Annotated in this window: 18 protein-coding genes and 1 tRNA gene; 14 read left to right on the top strand and 5 right to left on the bottom strand. The window is 63.5% G+C overall.

Annotation, left to right across the window (positions count from 1 at the left end; all coding sequences use genetic code 11):
• Positions 1-199: 199 nt before the first annotated feature.
• Positions 200-715 carry an amino-acid N-acetyltransferase gene (locus tag AC062T_RS06890; protein WP_476028606.1) on the top strand — a complete coding sequence of 172 codons (516 nt, stop codon included), beginning with the start codon at positions 200-202 and terminating at the stop codon, positions 713-715.
• A 13-nt stretch (positions 716-728) separates the two neighbouring features.
• Entirely contained in the window at positions 729-1,349 is a 621-nt protein-coding gene (locus AC062T_RS06885; protein WP_476028604.1) for a hypothetical protein, read from the top strand.
• A gap of 23 nt (positions 1,350-1,372) precedes the next feature.
• Here AC062T_RS06885 and radA read toward each other — a convergent pair whose 3' ends face one another.
• Positions 1,373-2,728 (bottom strand): DNA repair protein RadA, encoded by a 1,356-nt coding sequence (gene radA, locus AC062T_RS06880; protein ID WP_476028602.1) that lies wholly within the window; start codon positions 2,726-2,728, stop codon positions 1,373-1,375.
• Between the two features lie 9 nt (positions 2,729-2,737).
• Positions 2,738-3,541 carry an SGNH/GDSL hydrolase family protein gene (locus AC062T_RS06875; protein ID WP_476028600.1) on the bottom strand — a complete coding sequence of 268 codons (804 nt, stop codon included), beginning with the start codon at positions 3,539-3,541 and terminating at the stop codon, positions 2,738-2,740.
• Positions 3,542-3,632: 91 nt separating this feature from the next.
• On the opposite strand from AC062T_RS06875, the gene AC062T_RS06870 reads away from it, so the two are divergent.
• Both AC062T_RS06870 and AC062T_RS06865 read left to right on the top strand, forming a co-directional pair.
• Positions 3,633-3,722 (top strand) — tRNA-Ser (locus AC062T_RS06870).
• A gap of 108 nt (positions 3,723-3,830) precedes the next feature.
• Complete coding sequence (locus tag AC062T_RS06865; protein WP_476028598.1) at positions 3,831-5,330, top strand: fibronectin type III domain-containing protein; 1,500 nt, start codon at positions 3,831-3,833, stop codon at positions 5,328-5,330.
• 37 nt (positions 5,331-5,367) lie between these two features.
• Here the strand turns inward: AC062T_RS06865 and AC062T_RS06860 are convergent, their stop codons facing one another.
• Positions 5,368-6,564, bottom strand: coding sequence for an oxygenase MpaB family protein (locus AC062T_RS06860; RefSeq protein WP_476028596.1), 1,197 nt, complete (start codon positions 6,562-6,564; stop codon positions 5,368-5,370).
• A 175-nt stretch (positions 6,565-6,739) separates the two neighbouring features.
• The gene (locus AC062T_RS06855) at positions 6,740-7,846 is read right to left on the bottom strand and encodes a DNA alkylation repair protein (protein ID WP_476028594.1); all 1,107 of its coding nucleotides are present in this window, start codon (positions 7,844-7,846) and stop codon (positions 6,740-6,742) included.
• 108 nt (positions 7,847-7,954) lie between these two features.
• On the opposite strand from AC062T_RS06855, the gene gad reads away from it, so the two are divergent.
• The 5 genes from gad to AC062T_RS06830 all read left to right on the top strand — a co-directional run bounded on the left by gad (position 7,955) and on the right by AC062T_RS06830 (position 13,549).
• Positions 7,955-9,379 (top strand): glutamate decarboxylase, encoded by a 1,425-nt coding sequence (gene gad / locus AC062T_RS06850; protein ID WP_476028592.1) that lies wholly within the window; start codon positions 7,955-7,957, stop codon positions 9,377-9,379.
• Positions 9,380-9,387: 8 nt separating this feature from the next.
• Positions 9,388-11,064, top strand: coding sequence for a glutamate/gamma-aminobutyrate antiporter GadC (gadC, locus tag AC062T_RS06845; RefSeq protein WP_476028590.1), 1,677 nt, complete (start codon positions 9,388-9,390; stop codon positions 11,062-11,064).
• Positions 11,065-11,074: 10 nt separating this feature from the next.
• Complete coding sequence (locus AC062T_RS06840) at positions 11,075-11,446, top strand: SdpI family protein (protein ID WP_476028588.1); 372 nt, start codon at positions 11,075-11,077, stop codon at positions 11,444-11,446.
• Positions 11,447-11,525: 79 nt separating this feature from the next.
• Complete coding sequence (locus tag AC062T_RS06835) at positions 11,526-11,957, top strand: DUF3151 domain-containing protein (protein WP_476028586.1); 432 nt, start codon at positions 11,526-11,528, stop codon at positions 11,955-11,957.
• A 26-nt stretch (positions 11,958-11,983) separates the two neighbouring features.
• The gene (locus AC062T_RS06830; protein ID WP_476028584.1) at positions 11,984-13,549 is read left to right on the top strand and encodes an ABC-F family ATP-binding cassette domain-containing protein; all 1,566 of its coding nucleotides are present in this window, start codon (positions 11,984-11,986) and stop codon (positions 13,547-13,549) included.
• A gap of 121 nt (positions 13,550-13,670) precedes the next feature.
• Here AC062T_RS06830 and AC062T_RS06825 read toward each other — a convergent pair whose 3' ends face one another.
• Positions 13,671-13,880 (bottom strand): hypothetical protein, encoded by a 210-nt coding sequence (locus AC062T_RS06825; RefSeq protein WP_476028582.1) that lies wholly within the window; start codon positions 13,878-13,880, stop codon positions 13,671-13,673.
• A 121-nt stretch (positions 13,881-14,001) separates the two neighbouring features.
• Between AC062T_RS06825 and AC062T_RS06820 the strand changes: the two genes are divergently transcribed.
• From AC062T_RS06820 to AC062T_RS06800, 5 genes are all read left to right on the top strand, one after another.
• Positions 14,002-14,835, top strand: a complete 834-nt coding sequence (locus AC062T_RS06820) for a hypothetical protein (protein WP_476028580.1) — start codon at positions 14,002-14,004, stop codon at positions 14,833-14,835.
• Positions 14,836-15,068: 233 nt separating this feature from the next.
• Complete coding sequence (locus tag AC062T_RS06815) at positions 15,069-15,956, top strand: ABC transporter permease (protein WP_476028578.1); 888 nt, start codon at positions 15,069-15,071, stop codon at positions 15,954-15,956.
• A 60-nt stretch (positions 15,957-16,016) separates the two neighbouring features.
• Positions 16,017-16,823, top strand: coding sequence for an ABC transporter ATP-binding protein (locus AC062T_RS06810; RefSeq protein WP_476028576.1), 807 nt, complete (start codon positions 16,017-16,019; stop codon positions 16,821-16,823).
• A gap of 59 nt (positions 16,824-16,882) precedes the next feature.
• Positions 16,883-17,899 carry an ABC transporter substrate-binding protein gene (locus AC062T_RS06805; RefSeq protein ID WP_476028574.1) on the top strand — a complete coding sequence of 339 codons (1,017 nt, stop codon included), beginning with the start codon at positions 16,883-16,885 and terminating at the stop codon, positions 17,897-17,899.
• A gap of 38 nt (positions 17,900-17,937) precedes the next feature.
• Positions 17,938-19,614, top strand: a complete 1,677-nt coding sequence (locus AC062T_RS06800) for an asparaginase domain-containing protein (RefSeq protein WP_476028572.1) — start codon at positions 17,938-17,940, stop codon at positions 19,612-19,614.
• The last annotated feature ends 181 nt before the right edge of the window (positions 19,615-19,795 follow it).

Genomic DNA, 19,795 nt, shown 5'->3' with positions numbered 1-19,795 from the left:
CGTCGGAGAGGGGGGTGGAGCGGGCGTTGGCGCTGTCGCCGCCCGCGCCCGCGCCAACCCATTACCGCCGAGGGGTCCCAAATGCGTCCACGAGATCGCCGCGAAGGCGAATTCGGGACCCCTCGGCGTGGCGTGGTGGGGTGGGGTGGGGCGGATGTGGGCGAGTGTGACCTGACCGGTCGCGCAGTAGCATCGAAGGGTGACTTCCGACACGCAGACCTTCACCGTTCGCCCCGCACGAACGGGGGATGTGCGGCAGATTCAGGCGCTCGTCGAGCCTCTCGTGCAGGAGCGCATCCTGCTCGGCAAAGATCTTGTGGTGTTCTTTGAGAACATCCAAGAGTTTCAGGTCGCTGTCGACGAAGCCGGTGCAGTGATCGGATGCGGTGCGCTGCATGTGCTGTGGGAGGACCTCGCCGAGGTGCGCACTCTCGCCGTTTCGAAGCAGTATCTCGGCAAGGGCATCGGACATGCGCTGCTGACCGCGCTTGAGCAGAGCGCTCGAGATCTGGGGCTGAGCCGACTGTTCTGCCTCACCTTTGAGGTCGACTTCTTCTCCCGTCACGGCTTTATGCCCATGGGAGAAGAGACCGTTGATCCCGAGGTCTATGCCGAACTTTTGCGCTCGCCCGACGAGGGTGTCGCGGAGTTTCTTGACCTGTCGAGGGTCAAGCCCAACACGCTCGGCAATACCCGGATGATCAAGACTCTCTAGCTAGTCTGAGTACATGTCGACGATCCGAAACCCCGTCGGCCCGCAGTCGCCTCAGGTGTATTGGCGGCGCCGGCTGGTGCTGGGACTTGGCCTTCTCGCGGTCATCATTGTCATTGTGCTCATCGTGGTGCGCCCCGGCGCTGCCGACGGCAAGGATCCGGGAGCCTCGACTGCTCCAGCGGCCAGCGAATCGAGCAGCCCGAAGCCGAGCGACGAACCCGTCGTGGATGCCGGGCCGGAGACACCGTGCCGTCCGCAGAGCGTGAAGATCGAGGCGATCGCCGACAAGACCGCGTATGCCGCCGGCGTGATTCCGCAGCTGAGCCTGCAGCTCACCAACATCGGGGCTTCTCCCTGCACGGTCAATGCGGGCACGACGCAGCAGGTCTTTGAGGTCGGCAGCGGCGAGGAGGCCTATTGGCTTTCGACCGATTGCCAGACGGAACCCGTCGATGCGCCCGTCGTGTTGGAACCCAACACTCCCATCAGCACGGCTCCGCTCGCATGGGACCGCACACGGTCTTCGCCCTGCGACAGCAGCACGACCGCGGTTCCCGCCGGAGACGCGACCTACTACTTTGTGGTCAAGCTGGGCGAGCTCGAGTCGGACCCCGTCTACTTTCGCCTGCTCTAGGTTCGGCAGCGTGTTCGGCAGCGTTAGAACTGCGGCACTTCGGGCTGCACCGTCTCGGTCGTAGCGAACGCGGTGCGCATCGCTTCGCGCAGGTGTGTGCTGGTGCTGTCAATGAGGGTGGTGAACCCGAGCCGGTGAGCCTCCGCCGCCCGCTGCTTGCTGTGGCTGACGCTGCGGATCTCGCCCGCGAGGCTGATCTCGCCGATTGCGGCAAGCGTGGTGGGGAACGCCTTATCGCTGTAGGCGCTGGCGATGGCGAGTGCGATGGCGAGATCGGCGCCCGGCTCGGTGAGGCGGATGCCGCCCACCGTTGAGACGTAGACATCGCTGCTGCTGAGCGGTAGCTTGGCGCGGCGCTCCAGCACCGCGAGCAGCATGGCAACCCGGGAGGAGTCGACCCCGTTGGTGACGCGGCGTGGTTGAGGCGCCGAACTCTTGACGATGAGGGCCTGCACCTCGACGGGCAGGGAGCGGCGCCCCTCGGTGGCGATGGTGACGCAGGTGCCGCTGACGGGGGCGGTGCTGCGGCTGAGGAACAGGCCACTGGGGTCGGCGACCTCGGCGATGCCGTCACCGGTCATCTCGAAGCAGCCCACCTCATCCGTTGGTCCGAAGCGATTCTTGTGGGCGCGGATGAATCGCAGCGCTGTCTGCCGGTCGCCTTCGAACTGGCACACGACATCGACGAGGTGTTCGAGTAGGCGCGGCCCGGCGATAGAGCCGTCCTTGGTGACGTGGCCGACGAGCAGCAGGGGCAGGTCGCGGTCTTTGGAGATGCGGATGAGGGTGGATGCGACCTCGCGCACCTGGCCGGGTTGGCCCGCGAGACCGTCGCTCAGCGACGAGGACACCGTCTGCACAGAGTCGACAACGAGCAGGTCGGGGTGAACCTGGTCGATCTGCCCGATGATCGTGGCGAGATCCGTTTCGGCCGCCAAATAGAGGCTGTCATGCAGCGCCCCGGTGCGCTGGGCGCGCATCCGCACCTGGTTCACGGATTCCTCTGCCGAAACGTAGAGCACCCGCTTGCCGGTGGCGGCCGCACGGGAGGCCACTTCGAGCAGCAGGGTCGACTTGCCGACGCCCGGCTCGCCGCTGAGCAGGATTGTGGCCCCGGGGACAATGCCGCCGCCAAGCACGCGGTCAAACTCCGCGATGCCACTCGGCCAGTGAGCCACCGCGCTTGCCGTTATGGCGGTGATGGGCTGCGCTGCCCGCTCATCGCTGAGCACGACGGGCTTAAGCGTGCGGGCGATGCCCGTGGTCTGGCCCGCTTCAGCGACCGTGCCCCAGGCCTGGCACTCGCCGCAGCGGCCGGCCCATTTGAGGGTTGTCCACCCGCACTCAGAGCAGCGAAAGTTGGTGGTTATGCGGGCCATGCGACCAGCCTAGGTGAGGCCGCCGACACCGCCAGCGGCGGCATCCGCCTCTCTCTCCGCCTGCTGGGCGACGAGCTCGACCGCGCGCCGCTCGACGAGTGGCAGAAAGGCGTTGGTCCAGGCGCGGTAGCCGCGATCGTTGGGGTGAAAGAAATCCTGCGACACCTGGTTGAGGGCGTATCGCAGCATGCCCAGCCGGTGGGTTTCGCGGTGAACGGGGGCCACGCTGAGGCCGTGCCGCTGCGCCGCCGCCGCGATCATCTCGTTGGCCACCCGCACGTTCGCCTGTGCCCTGCCCACATAGAAACTCGGCACATTTCCGACGATGCTGTGCGCGGGAATTGCAGAGTAGAGCTGCTCAATCTCGCGCTCGAACCGGTCGGGATCCCACGTGCCGATGTCGTTGGCGCCGATTCCGACCGTAACGACATCGGGCTCCACGCCCAGCTTCGCGAGGGCAGGCAACTGCTTCTCGATGGCCTCGCGCAACCGTGCACCAGAAGCGCTCAGATTAACGACCCGAACGCTGCGGCCCGTGGTTTCGCGCAGCATCCGCGCAATCTCGCCAACGTAGCCACGCTGCGGCTTGCTCGACCCGATGCCCTGGGCCGCGGAATCGCCGAGCGCCACATAGAGCAACTCGCCCTTCTTTTTGGCGCGATCCCGCCAGTATTTGGAGTTGATGGGAATCGTCTGCGCGAGCCGCTCCATGCCCTGGATGCGGCGCTGCTGCACGAGAGTGGTAGCGAGCGCGCCGCCTGCCCCCACGAGTGCGGTTGCCAATGCGGCCCATCCAACAGTGCGAATTCTCATGTTCAGATCGTAGGGAGGTTTCGCTGGGAGGCGCGGGTGCGCGAGTGACGGCGTGCATGAGGGGGTGCCAGCGTGTACTACAATCGTTGGCGGTACCGTGTCCGAGCGGCCGAAGGTGCAACTCTCGAAAAGTTGTGTGCGTGAAAGCGCACCGTGGGTTCAAATCCCACCGGTACCGCCACTGAAAACCCCCTGCACCCCTTTGTTTATATGGGATGCAGGGGGTTTTTTGGCTGTCTGGGGGGCTAAGTCCCTATTGCGCCATCGCAGATTCGGCCACCGTGGTCGTATGCCTCAGTTTCGCGCGCCCGAGCGCCAGCTTCCCGGCGGTTTCCGCTTGCCCATTGCCTCCGCGCTTGCCCTCACGCTTGCGGTCGCTGGCCTCGTGCTTGCCCCGGCGGCATCCGCGTCAGCCGCCACCAGCTTCGTCGTGGAGGGGGCCGTGACCACCGGAAGCGACCCGTACGGGGTGGCAGTGAATGCGGGCACGAACACCGTGTATGTGGCCAACCAGCTCGATGACACGGTCTCGGTGATTGATGGCGCCACCAATACTGTGAAGGCGACCGTTCCCGTCGGCGATTTCCCCTACGGGGTGGCGGTGAACGAGAGCACGAACACCGTGTACGTGACAAATCTCCGCGACAATTCGGTCTCGGTGATTGATGGGGCAACCAACTCCGTGACGGGCAGGATCGGCGTCGGCAACGCTCCGTTTGGCATTGCGGTTAACGCGACCACGAACCGGATCTATGTGACGAGCAGTGGTGACAACTCTGTGTGGGTGATCAACGGACTCATCAACGCTGTGATGGCCAGGGTAGGTGTGGGCAGCTACCCCTATGGGGTGGCAGTGAATCCGGCTACGAATACGGTGTACGTGTCCAACTCCAGCAGCAACACGGTCTCGGTGATCGACGGCGGCCTCAATACAGTCGCCGACACGCTTCCGGTGGGCAGCTTCCCCTATGGGCTGGCCGTCAACGCCAGCACCAACACCGTATATGTGACCAATTACTCCGGCCGCTCGGTGTCGGTGATCGACGGAGTCACCAAGGCGGTGAGTGCCGTGCCTGTGGGGTACTTTCCGCGCGCAGTGGCGGTGGATGCGAGCACCAACACCGTATTTGTGGTGCAGCAAGACCAGAGAGTGTTCGTGATTGATGGCGCGACGAACGCGGTCGTCTCAGACGTTTCGGTGGGCAGCTTTCCCTCTGAGGTGGCGGTCAATGCGCGCAGCGGAACGGTGTACGTGACGAGCCAGGGCGCAGCCAAGCTCTCGGTGATTGTGTTGGCCGTCGTGCCGAGCGAGCCGACCGGTGTCGTCGCGACGGCCGGAGACGGCCGGGCGACTGTGGTTTTCGCCGCCCCGCTCAGCGATGGCGGCTCGGCAATAACCGGATACACGGTGACGGCGACGAACCTGACAAACCCGGGACGCGGTGGCCAAACGGGCTCTGGCGCTGGCAGCCCCATCATCGTGACGGGTTTGACCAACGGTGACACCTACCGGTTTAGTGTCACCGCGACGAACAGTGTGGGCGCAGGGGCAGCATCCGTTGCTTCCAATGCGGTGATCCCCGTCGCGCCGGGCGCCGCTCCAGTCGCGCCTGTGGAGCCAGCGGCCGGTGCCGATGTGCGCACCTTGGCGGCCACCGGCTCCGAATCTGCCCTGCCGTTGGCGCTGGCGGGGCTGCTGCTTCTGGGTGGACTCGCCGCGCTCGCGTTCTCGGCTCGCGGCGGCGCGCGCCACCCAGTCAGCGTGGCGAAGGCCCCGCGATCGGAGTGATCGCAGGGCCCTCGGTGGTGCGGCGGCGTGGCCCGGGTTATGACGGACGGTTACCGGTAGGGATGGTGATGGGCGTGGTCTTGCCATCGGCGCCCTTGTTGAGGAACGCCATGCCGATGCCCTTAACCAGTCGGTCGAACGTGCGGTAGGTGACCGGCATGAAGGGGTTGGTTCCCTCTCGGAACGCGATGTAGGCGGGCCATGCGGTCTTGATCAGGGCGGCCGAAGCGTAGTCGCGCCTGAGGTTGAGCCAGTCGCCCACTTCGTGACCGAGCTGGTACCGCACGAACTCGTTGATGAAGCCGCGGGTGAGGCCGAGGTCGACCTGAGCGGGTAGCCCCAGCAGAACCTCGGCGAGAGCCTTGCCCTCCATCGTCGGGGAGAGGATGGGCGTCAGTACCTGGGCAGACTGGGCGTAGGCATCGGGCCAGCTGGCCGGGATGTACTCGTCACGCACGCCCAGGTAGTGCAGGGCCACCTGCCAGTGGTGCAGGAAGGCCTCGTCCTCGGCCGCGGTGAACTTGATGCCCCACTCCTTCATCTTCATATGAGCGAAGGTTCCGGTGCTGTGGAAGGTGACGAGGATATCCGCGTTGCTGATCGGGATCGCCTCGTCGGCGACGGCCTTCCAGTGGGGCGACTGAGGCAGAAGGTGTCGAACCGCGGCATGGACCATGCGGGTCTTGTTGCCCGTGACGATCATCTGACCGTCTGGTTCGAAAGCATTGGGGTCTTCGAGGTCGTAGCCGAAGGTGAATGTCTTGGCCGCGCGATCCTGCATGTCGGCACCGCCAGCTGACCAGTAAACCGACTTTGCCTCTCGCGGGATGACGGTGCTCATGGTTCCGCCGCCGACGCCGTAGAGCATGAAGAGGTACATCTCGAGGCGGCGGTTGAGCACTCCAGCCCTGCGCAGCTTCACCGGGTCGGCCCACGTTGGCAGTTTGGTGCTGGTCTGGAGGAAGGCGGTGAGGTCTGCTGGGATGCCGGCGGGCAGCGCATCCTTGTTATTCACCCACTTGGCCATGGCGGTGTTGATCTGGGGCACATGACCGTTGGTCAGCGCTGATGCCATGATGCGGTCGATCTCGTCGTCCCACACCCACTGCGGGTCGAGCCCCGTGCCGGTGCCGAGCACCGATCGGGCCGGTGACCACGCCCACGCGGCGCTGGGGGCGGCTGCGGCGCCAATGCCGAGCGCTGCTCCCAGCGTGAGTACGGTTCGTCTGTTCATTTCAGGCACGGCGTGACCAACTTCCCGAACGGGGATGAACCTCGCCGAGGTGACACCCTTGTCACCGCCTCAGCATCGCACTGTCCATCCAAGACCAATGTGATTTCTCGTTAACATATGGCCGGTTGTCGGAATGCACAAGAGCTGCGTTTGCCCGGCTTTGCAGGGAAGGAGGTCATTCAGCGGCAAGTTCGAACCCGCGGGAGGCTGCGGAATGCCCATTAACATGCAGCTCGATGCGATGCTCCCCCGCGTAGTAGCGCCGGGTAGTGATGGGGCGGAACGAGTGCTTTTTGGCGATGGCAATGCTCTCGCCGGGTGCGAGCGTGCGAACGGCGAGCTTGAACGTCTTGCCCGATGTCTCGCCCGATGCCTTGCGGTGGTGCACTGTGTAGTCAATCGAGAGCCGCGCGGCCGACGCGGCCCGATTGGTGATCGTCGTAGAAAAAGTGAGACTCTCGCCGATCACGACGCGGTCGTGGCTGAGCTCAATCTCGGTCACCTCAACATCCGCCGGAGCAAAGCCCAGAAGCGCCAGTGCTGCCGGGTCTCCTCGCTTGATGAGGGTGCGCAGCGCGCGCGTGACGAGCTTCTCGGTGTTGGCATCGGGTTCGGCGAGCCACCCTGAGGCGGTAGAGACGACCAGGGCGGCGTTCTTGCGGCTGAGATCGTTGAGGTGGTTGGCAACCGACCGGCGCACGTAGTCGCTGTCGTCGCGGTAGAGCGAATCCAGAATGGGGATGGTCACCTCGGGTTGGCCGAGCAGAGCGGGTACCTGGGTGGCCCACGGCAGGTATGGGCGGGTTCCCTCCGAGGCGAGACGCCGAACATGCGGATCGTCGGATGCTGTCCAGTGGGTGACGATTGTCGCGATCGCGCGCTCTGGGTTGTGGCGCAGCAGTGTGCGGAGCGCAAATTCAGAAGTCAGCCTCGGCGTGAGTGCCGCCAAGAGCTCCAGGGCATCGTCGAACGCAGCATCGCCGCCGTCGAGAACCGCACGCTGGGCAACCGCACTCGTGACGGGCCAAATGAGCCACCCTGCAAAGGATGCGTCTGCCGCGGCCGCGCGCCGGATGATGCTCGCGAGGTCGGAGTATGGCCCGTCGATGTCATGGAGCAGAGCATCCCGCAGCAGGTCGCTCCGTTCGCGCAGCGCGAGGCCTTCGAGCAGTGCCGGCGCAGCGGCGAGCTGAGTGAGCGGCAGCTCGGGGGCGGCGGCGCGGATGGCGCGCACAAGCTCGCCAGCGGCATCGATTCCAAGAAGCTCGTCGGCGAAGGGCATTCCCCCACGATGTCAGTGCTCGCCTCTCCGTGCCAGTTCGTGGGCGACAGAGGGATCACCCTCGGTGGGTGATTGGGGGGCCCGTGATGCTTCCTAGTGTCGTTAAACATGAACGCCAACAACACTGCACCCGCGAACGACAGCTCCCGCAATGCCTTCACCGGTTACGGGGATTTCAACCAGCTGAATCCGTTGTTTGCCAGGCCGGGGGAGGCCACCGACTTTCCGTTGGATCAAATTCCTGCGGGCGAATCCCTGCCGGAGACGGCGTACCAGATCGTGCACGACGAGTCGATGCTCGACGGTAACGCGCGACTCAATCTGGCCACCTTCGTTGGAACGTGGATGGATGAGCACGCGATCAAGCTCTACATGGAATCCGCCGACAAGAACATGATCGATAAGGACGAGTATCCGCAGACGGCGGCGATCGAGACGCGCTGCTGGAAGATGATCGCCCGGCTGTGGAATGCGCCCGACGCCGAAAAGTCGATCGGCACCTCGACAATCGGGTCGTCAGAAGCGTGCATGCTGGGCGGGCTAGCTCTCAAGCGTCGCTGGCAGTTGGCCAGACGGGCAGCGGGAAAGTCCACGGATAAGCCGAACCTCGTGCTCTCAAGCGCAGTGCAGGTGTGCTGGGAGAAGTTCTGCAACTACTGGGATGTCGAACCCCGTTTTGTGCCCATATCGCTTGAGCACAAAGTGCTCGACGGGCACGACCTCGACCAGTATGTCGACGAGAACACCATTGGCGTCGTCGCCATCATGGGCGTCACCTACACAGGAATGTATGAGCCGGTGGCGAAGATCGCCGCCGCCCTCGATAGCATCCAGGAGAAGACCGGCCTTGATGTGAAGATCCACGTCGACGGGGCATCCGGGGGCATGATCGCGCCGTTCTTGCACACCGATCTGGAGTGGGATTTCAGAGTGGATCGGGTTGTCTCTATCAGCACGTCCGCCCACAAGTACGGCCTCGTCTACCCCGGGCTGGGATGGGTTGTGTGGCGCACGGTGGATGACCTTCCTCAGGATCTGGTCTTTGAGGTCAGCTACCTCGGCGGCACGATGCCCACGTTCGCCCTCAACTTTTCGCGACCGGGCGCACAGGTGCTGCTTCAGTACTACCTGTTCCTCCGGCTGGGATGGGACGGCTATCGCCGAGTTCAGCAGGCGTCGCATGACGTTGCTCTCTATCTCTCAGGAGAGATCGCGGCGATCAGCGCGTTCGAGCTGTGGAACGACGGCAGCGACATACCGGTCTTCGCCTGGCGGCTCAAGGAGGGGTACACCGACAAGTGGAACCTCTACCACCTCTCAGAGAGACTGCGGCTGAAGGGATGGCTGATTCCGGCCTACCCGATGCCCGATGACATCTCCGATCTCGTGGTGCAGCGCATCGTGGTGCGCAACGGGTTTAGCCGCAATCTGGCCGAATCGCTCATGATCGACATCAAAGAGGCGGTCGAATACCTCGACCGCCTCGAAGCCCCTATTCCGGTCGAGGGTCAAGTAACCTCCTTTACGCACTGAGGTGTGACATGTCGACAGACAGCAGGCATTCGAAGAAGCTCACACGGGCGGATGGCACCGCAGCCCCGAGCGAAGAGCATGTGAAGCCTCACCCGTTCAGCAATGTGAAACACCGCCCCGCCATCGGCGCTCCGGCCACCACCGCGAACACCTTCATGACGGTATGGCAACTGGCCATCCTTACGGTCGTCGCGGTCGCATCCCTGCGCAGTCTTCCCGCCATTGCCGGTTATGGCCTCGGGTCGATCACGCTATTCATCATCCCGGCAATCTTCTTTCTCGTGCCCACCGCCCTTGTCGCGGCGGAGCTGGCGACGGGGTGGAAGGGCGGAGTGTTCACCTGGGTGCGCGAGGCCTTCGGGCCTCGATGGGGATTTCTGGCTATCTGGCTGCAGTGGGTACAGAACGTGGTTTGGTATCCAACCCAAATCGCATTCATCGCCGCCAGCCTTGCATTTGTCTTTCTCGACCCCAATATCGCCAATTCGGGGGCCTATACGGCCATCGTCATCGTCGTGTTGTACTGGGGATCGACCCTCATCACGCTGAGGGGTGGCAACCTGTTCGCCAAGGTCGGCTCGTGGTCTGGCCTTGCCGGCACGATCTTTCCCGGTTTGTTGCTCATCGTTTTTGCGTTCGTGTGGATCGGAACGGGGCGGCACAGCGAGATATCGCTTGAAGCCTCGTCGATCATCCCGCCGTTCACGGGCCTAGCCTCGATCGTTCTCATCGTGTCGAACGTGCTCGCCTACGCCGGTATGGAGGTCAATGCTGTCCACGCCAATGACCTCAAGAACCCGGGAAAGGGTTTTCCCCGTTCGGTGCTTATCGCGTCCATTCTGATCCTCGTACTGTTCATCATCCCAACGATCGCGATCGGTCTGGTCGTGCCTTCCAAACAGCTCGGGCTGACAACCGGCATCAACCTCGCGTTCCAAAACTATTTCGAGGCGTTCGGTGTGAGCTGGTTGACGCCTATTCTCTCGCTGCTGATTGCGCTCGGTGCGTTTGCCTCGGTCGTGACCTGGATTGCTGGCCCGTCCCGCGGCCTACTGGCGGCGGCGCGATCGGGATATCTGCCAGCCTTTCTGCAGCGTCGAAACAAGGCCGGAGTGCAGTCGGGCATCCTCATCCCGCAGGGCATCATCGTCACGATTCTCGCCGCGCTGTTTCTGTTCATCCCGAACATTAACACCGCGTTCATCGCCCTGATCGATATGGCGGCAGCCCTCTACCTCATCATGTACGTGCTGATGTTCGCGGCGGCAATGAAACTTCGTAGGTCGCAACCGAACGTCAAACGCACCTATCGCACTCCCGGATTGTTTGTGATTGCCACGGTCGGCATTATCGCCTGCGTTGCGGCGTTCATCCTCGGCTTTATCCCGCCAGACAACTTCGCTGGCGGTGTGCCAGGCTGGGTCTATCCCGTGCTGGTCGGTGTGGTCGTGATCGCACTCGGTGTGCCCCCCCTGATCTTCTACGCCGTGCGCAAGCCGTCGTGGGATCAGCGCACACCAGAAGAGGTGCGAACCTTTAACGATGTTCTCGTGAACCCAGAGGAATCTGGCGCAGGCCCGGATGCCCCGCCGCAGTCACCGGGCGGATCGGCTCCGGGCGGAACAGCACCGGGCGGAACGGCTCCGGGCGGAACAGCACCAGGTGGGAAAACGTCGCGCAAATAGAATCGTCGACATGGAAGACGACCTGGGCGTGAGAGTTGTGTTGTTCGTTGTCATGGTCGGCTCGGGGATTCTGCTCCTGTGGATGGCTCGTGCGGCAGCGTCGGGGCGACTGAAGCGCAACTCGGTCGCTGGCATCCGCGTCGCCAGCACACTGGCGAGTGACGAGGCGTGGCTGGCGGCTCACATCCGGGCAAAGCGGTCCACGATGCTCGCCGGATACGCATCAATCGCAAGTGGTCTCGTGGCGCTTCTGCCGGTATCCGCTCCGGTGCTTGCAACGGCCGTGCTCGTGGGATGCGGCGCGATGCTCGGGCTCGTGTTCTATGGCGCCAGCGTCGGCAGTAGGGCCGCTGTCGCGGTCTCACGCAAGTCGGACGGCTGAATTGATCGCAGTGCAGTGACACCCGCCTGGCCCGACCGCGGCGGAACCCCTCACATCGGCGCCACGCTAGCGTTGGGGTATGCCCACGAACCTCACGCCCACCAACCTCCTCGGCCCTGAGCCGACCCTGCTGCCCGAAGAGCCCGAAGTTCTGCAGCTGATTGCAGACTCGGAGTTCTCGGCATCCGATGTCGCGATCGCGCATCCCACCTCCTCGCTTGCCTGGGCGCTGCTCGCCGACGAAGCGTTTGGGGAGGGCAAGACTCTCGAGTCGTATGCGTTCGCCCGCGTCGGCTACCACCGCGGCCTGGATGCTTTGCGCCGGTCCGGATGGAAGGGTCACGGCCCTGTGCCGTGGTCGCATGAGCCCAACCGCGGTGTGCTTCGCGCCCTGTTTGCGCTCCAGCGTGCCGCCGACGCCATTGGCGAAGAGGACGAGGTCGAGCGCCTGGCGACGTTCTTGAACGACTCCGACCCGACCGCTGCGGCGAAGATCGAGGCCGGGGAGTGAGCCTGGTCCGACTCAACGATGTCGGCGTGAAGTTCGAGAACACGCAGATTCTGAGAGAGGCGTTTTTTCGCCTCGAGAACGCCGACCGGGTCGGACTTATCGGGCGAAACGGCTCGGGCAAGACCACCCTGCTCAAGCTCGTGCTTGACCAGGTGCAGCCAGATACCGGCACGGTCACGGTCGAGCCGGGCACCCGCATCGGATACTTCTCACAGTTCTCCGAACTCAGCGGTGACGCCACCATCACCGAGGTTCTGGATGCGCTCTTCGATGACGTTCACGCCGTTGAGCGGGAGCTCGCCGCGATCGACGAAGCGATCGCCGCTGCGGCTGCATCTGGCGGCGACATGGACGAACTGATCCACCGGCAGTCCGACCTGTTCGCCGAGATGGATCGCATCGACGGCTGGGACTACTCGCGCAAGATCGACCAGGCGCTCACCACCCTCGGGTTCAATGAGGCCCGCAGAAACTGTGCGATCGACGAGCTCTCTGGCGGATGGCGCAACCGCGCTGCGCTGGCGAAGATCCTGCTCGAAGACCCGCAGGTTCTGCTCCTCGACGAGCCCACCAACTTTCTCGACGTTGCCGGAGTCGAATGGCTTGAGTCGTGGTTTCGCGACTTCAAAGGTGCCGCGATCATCGTCTCGCACGACCGCAAATTTCTGGATGCCGTGGCGACCCGCATCATCGAGGTCGAGAACTTTCACCTGCACGAATACCCGGGCAATTTTGCCGAGTATGTGGTGCAGAAGCAGTTTCGGCTCAAAACCCTTGAACAGCAGTTCGTGCACGAATCCGAACTCCTGGCCTTCGAGGCTGAGGGCATCGCCGACCGACGCGAGGCCGCCAAGAACGCGAGCAAGTCGCTCGGAAAGCAGCTATCCGGAATCAAGAAGGCTCGGGCTCCGCGGCCCGTCGACCAGATCATCACGGAGATCTACGGCGGGCTTCATGTCAAGGACGTTCTGTGCCGAGTCGAGGCGCTCACCAAGTCCTACGGCGACCACACCCTGTTCTCCGACCTCAGCTTTGAGGTGCGCCGCGGCAACCGCATCGTCGTGCTCGGGGCCAACGGCAGCGGCAAGAGCACGCTGCTTCGCGTGCTCACCGGTGAAGAGAAAGCGGATGCGGGAAGCGTGGCCTGGGCATCCGGAGCCAAGGTTGTTTCGTATAACCAGGTGCTCGAGAATCTCGACGGCGACGACACCGTCACCCACTCGGTCAACGCCATGCCCGACAGTCTTGCGCTCGCCGCGACCCGCAAGTCGGTGGGCCGCTTTCTGGCCATGTTCCAGTTTTCCGAGGCCGACCTCAAGAAGCGCATCCGGGAGCTATCGGGTGGGCAGCGCGCCCGCGTGGCGATGGCGCAGTGCCTGCTCTCGGGAGCATCCGTTCTGCTCCTCGACGAGCCGACGAACCACCTCGACCTCGCCAGCACGCAGGTCATGGAGCGGGCGCTTGTGCACTTTCCCGGCGCAGTCGTCGTGGTGAGCCACGACCGGTTCTTCACCGACAAGATCGCCAACCGCAAGCTCATCTTTGGCGCAGCGGGCGCAGAGCCCGGCGAGATCGAGGTGCGCGCGGCCTAGGTTGCGCACGACCTCGATTTCTCTCGATTTCTCCGCTGAGGGGTCCCAAATTCGTGTTCAGCCCCCCGCGGGAAGGCGAGTTTCGGACCCCTCAGCGGATGGTGGCTGGGCACCAGCAGCCCTATGGTCGGTGAGAGCCTGAACGCTCGTTGCCGCGCTTGTAGTTTCCGGTGACTCTCGCCATTACCTGCTGGGGGTCATCGCGCTCAACAGCGTTGAGAAACTTGAGTGCTGCGGACTTGCGCAGGGTCGTAGCCAGCCGCCCATGGTGCCGAATTTCGACGCGGTCGCTGTGGACGCTGAACTCGAAGCCGTTGGGGATGCCTGCCATGCAATCGAGTATGCCTCACTCGCAACTGGGGCCGCCACAGTTAACGGCGCACCTCAGCGGATGCTGCCTGCCGCTCGCTGCCTGCTGCTCGCTGTCAGTGGAGGCGCGTACCGTTGGTGGCATGCCAGAGAGGATTCAGGACTGGTGGGCGCGCCGCCAGTTTTCGAGGGGCATTGATGTGCCGTATCCCGTGGGCACCTATCGGGAGGCGTGGGCGCACTACCCCGCGCTAGTGCGCCAGTACCACCCCGAGTACAACGACGGAATCATGCTCACGCAGATCCCGCCCGCCGCCGATGTGTTGCTGCTCTGGCAGTGCGAGCAATTCGGCCACCGGTTCGTTGCCACTCCCACCGAGCAGCGTGAACGCCCGAGCCGCGAGCGGCGGCGTTCTGTGTGGTGCCCGGAATGTTTGGCGCTCGCCAAGCCCAAACCGGTGCAAGCGGGGGTGCCCGTCGCGTCGAAGGCCAAGCCAAAGCGACCGGCCCCGCCCGTGTGCAGCAAGACGCCGAACCTTGCCGTCGGCGAGCCCTTCGTCAGCGAGTGCGCGCCCAAACCCGCATCGGCGGTCGAAGCCCAGATGCGGGCCGACCTGTTCGCCCGACTCAGCGTGACCCAGGGGTTCACCGCAGTGAAGGTGGCCCGGCCGTTCTTTCGACACCTCGAAGTGTGGCCAGACATCCTGCTCCCCGAGCTGCGCGTCGCACTGGAGTACGACAGCATCGGCCGTCACGGCCTTGAGCACGTTGGCAAGCGTGAGGAGGCTGACAAGCGCAAAGACCGTGCACTCCGCTCCGCCGGGTGGGAGGTCATCCGCATTCGAACGGGCAAGCTGCAACCCCTTGGCCCGTTCGATCTGCAGATTTCTTCTGTCGGAGAGCGAGGCCTGCAGCGCATCCTCGACACGCTGCGCGACATCCGCGGCCCGTTCATGGTCGACGCTTACCTGCTCTGAACGCTCACGCCCGGCCGGGTGCGAATAACCTCTGCGAACTGGCGCAGACGATCGTCTCGCCCTGTGCATCGGGAGAGATGAGCGAATCCCACTGGCGCAGCAATCCGTCACGGACCGGCAACGGCGGGGAAACACTGGATGGATAGCTTCTAGTTGCCGCAGTCCCCCGGACTCCAGCACCGAGCAGCGTCGCTCCGACCGTGTTTTCAGGACTGATGCAGATCGGAACACCAGTGAACCAACCGCAAGCGACCAGCGAAACGATCGACGTCAACGGTGCGCGCGGCGACTCACCGGAGGCGCAGAGCCTCGAAACGGCGCGGCCGGCCGCGAGCAATCGGCTCAAAAAGAAGAAGCGCCGCCCTGGAGAGGATCACCTGATCAGGGCGGCATCCATAGTCACCGCCGTGCTTCTGTGGGTGCTGGGGTCGGTGATCCTGCCCTCAAGTGTGTTGCCGGGGCCAGTGGTGGTCATCGAGCAATTGGGCAAGAACATTGCCAGCGGTGAGCTCTGGCCACACCTCGGGGTCACGCTCGGGCGGGTTGTCTTCGCTTTTGTCGTTGCGCTGGTGGTGGCGAGCGTGCTGGGGGTGCTCATGGGCATGTATTCCCGCGTGGAGAAGTTCTTCGATTCGTGGCTCGTCATAGGAATGACGATTCCCGCGCTCGTCACGATCATCGTCGTCTTCATGACGGTGGGAATGAACGAGACAGGAACCGTCGTCGCTGCGGCGCTCGTCACAATCCCGATGCTCACGGTGAACGTGTGGGAGGGAGTAAAGGGAATCGACACCCGGCTCATCGACATGGCCAAGGCGTTTCGCAATTCCCGGCTCACGATCGTGAGGTCGGTCGTGCTGCCGCAGCTCGCGCCCACCCTCCTGGCCTCCGCCCGATTCGGGCTGGGACTCGTGTGGAAGATGATCCTCTTTATCGAACTCCTCGGCCGCAGCAACGGTGTCGGATACCAGGTTCAGCACTACTACATGTTGTTCAACATGACCCAGGTCCTCGCCTATGCGCTCGGCTTTCTGGTGATCATGCTCGTGATTGAAATGGGCATCTTCGGTTTCATCGAACACAAGCTTTTCCACTGGCGCAAGACGCTCAGCAACTCGTAACCGCCACGACCCCGCGCGACACCAACAACGAAGGTGAATGCCATGTTTCAGTCCGCAGTAATGAGCAAATCCGTTATCGAGACGACCGCGATTGAATGCCTAGACATTGAGAAGTCGTACAAGGGGCGCAGGGGAGAACCCGATCGGATCGTGCTTCAGGACGCGAGCTTCACGGCAGCGGAGGGCGAGTTCGTGTGCATCCTTGGGCCCTCCGGGTGTGGCAAATCGACGTTTCTCAACATCCTTTCGGGTCTCGACAGAAACTTCAGTGGCACGGCACGGGTTCGTGGCATCGACGTCGAAGACCCGAACATCGCCAGCGTGCGCAGCGCCTACATCTTTCAGGAGTCCCGCCTACTGCCGTGGCGAACGGTGCAGGGCAACCTGGAGTTCACCCTTAAGGCGGCCGGCTATCCGCAGTCGGAGTGGCAGGAACGGGTTGACCGATACCTGGGCATGGTCGGCCTGCTGGAATTCAAGGATTTCTACCCCAACGAGCTTTCGGGAGGCATGCAGCAGCGCACCTCCATTGCGCGGGCCTTCAGCATTGAACCCGATGTGCTCTACATGGACGAGCCTTTCAGCGCACTCGACGAATTATCCGCTCGCCGCCTCCGAGCAGAACTGCTCGAGATCTGGTCGCAGCACAAGACCACGGTCGTGTTCGTGACCCACAACTCCTTCGAGGCCACGTTCTTGGCCGACCGCATTCTCATCATGAAGCGAGGTCCCCAGAGCTCGTTCGCGGACGAGATAGACCTCGCTCATCTTGAGCGACCTCGCTCAAGCGAAAACGCCGACATTTTCGAGGCTAGCCGGGTCGTCGTTCAGCGCCTCGTCACCGTGATCGGAGACACCCCAGATTGACGGCCGAAGCGCCGCCCCCGACCCCGTTCCACTCGTTTCGACACAGAACTGAGGCAACCATGAAGACAACATCGATGGGGCTGGGCGCGTTGGCGCTGGGGCTCTCCGCACTGCTCCTGGCCGGATGCGCCACGGCAGAGAGCGTGACAGAGCCCGCAAGCGATGACGCCATCGGCAACGGCGGCGTCGTGAAACTGCTCGTGAGCCCAAGCGGAACCCAGGCGTTCCCCGCCTATGTGATCAAGTCAAAGGGGCTCGACAAAAAGTACGGTTTCACCCTCGAAGTTACCGACACGAACGACGCGCAGACGGTGTTCCGCACGGGCGAGGGCGACGCGATGACGACATCGTGGAACGTGCTGGCCAACCTGACTCTGGCTGACATCCCCACAACGGCAGTTGCGCCCTTTACGAGCTGGGTCAATACCGTCGTGGCGGCCAAGGACTCAGGCATCGAAGACATTGGTGATCTGGCTGGCAGCAAGCTCGGCATCATGGGCAAGACCTCTTCGGACTGGTTCATCTTGAAGGCCTATGCGGAGCAGGAGTTCGGCGTCGACCTCGAATCGGATGCCGAACTGCAGGAGTCGCCGTCGCCCGCTCTGCTCCAGGGGCTTATCGGCCAGGGCGAGCTCGAGGCCACTCAGATGTACAACGACATGACCCCGTCCATGACGGCCGCTGGCGACACGGTCATCGCAACCCTCGCCGAGATGGCGACGGGCATCGGGCTCCCCGCCGAGGTCCCGTACCTCGTCTACGGGTTCCGCGACAGCTACATCGAGGAGAACCCCGAAAACGTCGAAGCCTTTGTTGCTGCCTACCAAGAGGCCTACGAAATTCTCATGGAGGACGACGAGGTGTGGGCGGAGCAGGCCGGGAACATGGGCATCACCGACGAGGCGATCGTCGCTGAATTGCGCGACATGAGTCGCGACGCGCTCAGAGCGACCTTCACGGATGACTCCGAGGCAGCGCTTCAGGAGATGGCCGACGTGCTTATCCCGCTCGTAGGTGAGGAGAACCTCGGATTCGCAGAACTGCCCGACGGCATCATCACGCTCAAGTTCCAGTAGCCGTCTCGCCGCCGTCAATCGCTATCAGAAAGAGAACAATGCCACACGACACGTCCAAGCCGAAGATTGTCATCTTCTCAGGGCCCCGCGCGACCATCCAGAACAGTCCGTCGCTTGTCACAAGCCCCTCGGTTCGCGAGGCTCGTGGCCTGTCGCCGGTAGCGTCATGGGCGGGGTACGACACAGTGCGATCGCAGTTGCTCGCGGCGCCGGTCACGGCATACGTGCAGGCCTACTCTGCGCATCCGCTCGAGGGTGACGCGCAGGGGCTTTATGCCGATGCCGACGGGTTCATCGACCCGGTCACGGGCAAGTTCACGACTGAAGCGGTTGCCGGCGGCACTCCCGTTTACGAGGTCACCCTCGAACCATCGCACGGGCCGTACATGCTGCCCTACGCTGCGACGCAGGCAGACGGCTCGGCCTGGGATTCGCAGATCTCGGTCGACGGCCAGGCTCGCCAGCTGTTTTATCCGGATGCTTCACGCATCGTCACCGAGATCGACCGGTACGCGGTGGACGGGTCCGGACATAACAACCTGCTCAGCTCGCAGGCCGAGTTCGATTTTGTGCGGGCGGCGCCGTCTGGCGGATACACGCTCGGTCAGCCCGAGCACGAGCGTACCGACAAGGGGGAGGGGGCGATCCCGCCCGAGGTTCTCGGTGAGGACTTCTTTCCCTACATGCCAGCCCGCCAGGAGCCAGCGATCTCGACCCTGGCCAAGCTCACCAACGTGGTCTCGACGACCCTCGCGGAGGGTGACTACGACGGGGCGATCTGGCTCGAGGGCAGCCCGACGACCGAAGAAACCGTCTATTGGCTCAACCTGCTCACCAACGCGAGCGTGCCCATCGTGGGCAACTGCTCCCAGTACGGCCACGGTGTCTTAGGCAACGACGGTGACCACAATCTTGTGCAGGCGACTTCTTACATCACCTCTCGTGTGTGGGCCGACGATGCTGGGCTCGACCGTGTTGGCGCGGTAATGATCCAGAACGGCCAGGTCTTCACCGCTCGGGAGGTCGTCAAGGCAGATGCTCGCCCTGGCGGCTACATGGCGATGGGCGGCACGGGAGGAGTCGTGGGCAACACGGTCGAAGAACCGGTGCTCACGTTCATTCCGGTCTCGAAGCACACCCATAAGTCCGAGCTGACCCTCGACCGGCTGCCTACGTCTGTCACCGGGACGATGCTGCGAGGCGAAACGCTCTCCGCCGTCGAGGTCTCGGTTAAGGACGACACGGGAGCGCTTCTCGCCTCCGCGATGCCCAAGGTCACGGTCGCGAAATACGTGAACTATGGCCAGGACGACTTCAGCGACAGCGCCGATAGCGAGGTCGAGGTTCTCGCTCGCATCGAAAAGAACCTGCGTGATCACGCGCTCGCCGGCTTTGTCGCCGAGGGCTCCGCCCCGTATGGCGGCGTCTACGAGTCGCTCGCCGCTGCGCTGCGCATGGCGATCTTTCGCGGCATGCCGGTTGTGGCGGTCGGCCGCGGCGGCGGCGGATTCGCGTTCCGCTCGGCGACCCAGGGTGGCCTCGTAATCGCCGGAAGCAACCTCATGGCTCACAAGGCACGGATGCTTCTCATGGCCTGCCTCCTCAAGTTCGGTTCGTTGCCGGTGCCAGCCGATCCCGACAACCCCACCGGCGAGGAGGTCGATGCCATCAAGGCACAGGTCGCCCGCTATCAGCACATCTTCGACACGCACTGAACGGAGCACGAATGGTCAGCTATGGAGTTTTCCTTCCCGTCGGCAACAACGGCTGGATCCTGTCGGAGACATCGCCCCAGTACATGCCGAGCTACGATCTCAACCGCGAAATCGTGCAGCGGGCCGAGAAGTACAACTTCGGCTTCGCCCTCGCGATGCTCAAGTACCGCGGTTTCGGCGG

The organism is Homoserinimonas sp., from assembly GCF_056262345.1.
The sequence above is the reverse complement of the archived record's forward strand: the minus strand, read 5'-3'. Positions and strand labels throughout refer to the sequence as shown.

Excerpts from the sequence above, each read along its gene's own strand:
- AC062T_RS06885 (WP_476028604.1), top strand. The coding sequence starts at position 729 with ATGTCGACGATCCGAAACCCCGTCGGCCCGCAGTCGCCTCAGGTGTAT.
- radA (WP_476028602.1), bottom strand. The coding sequence starts at position 2,728 with ATGGCCCGCATAACCACCAACTTTCGCTGCTCTGAGTGCGGGTGGACA.
- AC062T_RS06875 (WP_476028600.1), bottom strand. The coding sequence starts at position 3,541 with ATGAGAATTCGCACTGTTGGATGGGCCGCATTGGCAACCGCACTCGTG.
- AC062T_RS06865 (WP_476028598.1), top strand. The coding sequence starts at position 3,831 with ATGCCTCAGTTTCGCGCGCCCGAGCGCCAGCTTCCCGGCGGTTTCCGC.
- AC062T_RS06860 (WP_476028596.1), bottom strand. The coding sequence starts at position 6,564 with ATGAACAGACGAACCGTACTCACGCTGGGAGCAGCGCTCGGCATTGGC.
- AC062T_RS06855 (WP_476028594.1), bottom strand. The coding sequence starts at position 7,846 with ATGCCCTTCGCCGACGAGCTTCTTGGAATCGATGCCGCTGGCGAGCTT.
- gad (WP_476028592.1), top strand. The coding sequence starts at position 7,955 with ATGAACGCCAACAACACTGCACCCGCGAACGACAGCTCCCGCAATGCC.
- gadC (WP_476028590.1), top strand. The coding sequence starts at position 9,388 with ATGTCGACAGACAGCAGGCATTCGAAGAAGCTCACACGGGCGGATGGC.
- AC062T_RS06840 (WP_476028588.1), top strand. The coding sequence starts at position 11,075 with ATGGAAGACGACCTGGGCGTGAGAGTTGTGTTGTTCGTTGTCATGGTC.
- AC062T_RS06835 (WP_476028586.1), top strand. The coding sequence starts at position 11,526 with ATGCCCACGAACCTCACGCCCACCAACCTCCTCGGCCCTGAGCCGACC.
- AC062T_RS06825 (WP_476028582.1), bottom strand. The coding sequence starts at position 13,880 with ATGGCAGGCATCCCCAACGGCTTCGAGTTCAGCGTCCACAGCGACCGC.
- AC062T_RS06820 (WP_476028580.1), top strand. The coding sequence starts at position 14,002 with ATGCCAGAGAGGATTCAGGACTGGTGGGCGCGCCGCCAGTTTTCGAGG.
- AC062T_RS06810 (WP_476028576.1), top strand. The coding sequence starts at position 16,017 with ATGAGCAAATCCGTTATCGAGACGACCGCGATTGAATGCCTAGACATT.
- AC062T_RS06805 (WP_476028574.1), top strand. The coding sequence starts at position 16,883 with ATGAAGACAACATCGATGGGGCTGGGCGCGTTGGCGCTGGGGCTCTCC.
- AC062T_RS06800 (WP_476028572.1), top strand. The coding sequence starts at position 17,938 with ATGCCACACGACACGTCCAAGCCGAAGATTGTCATCTTCTCAGGGCCC.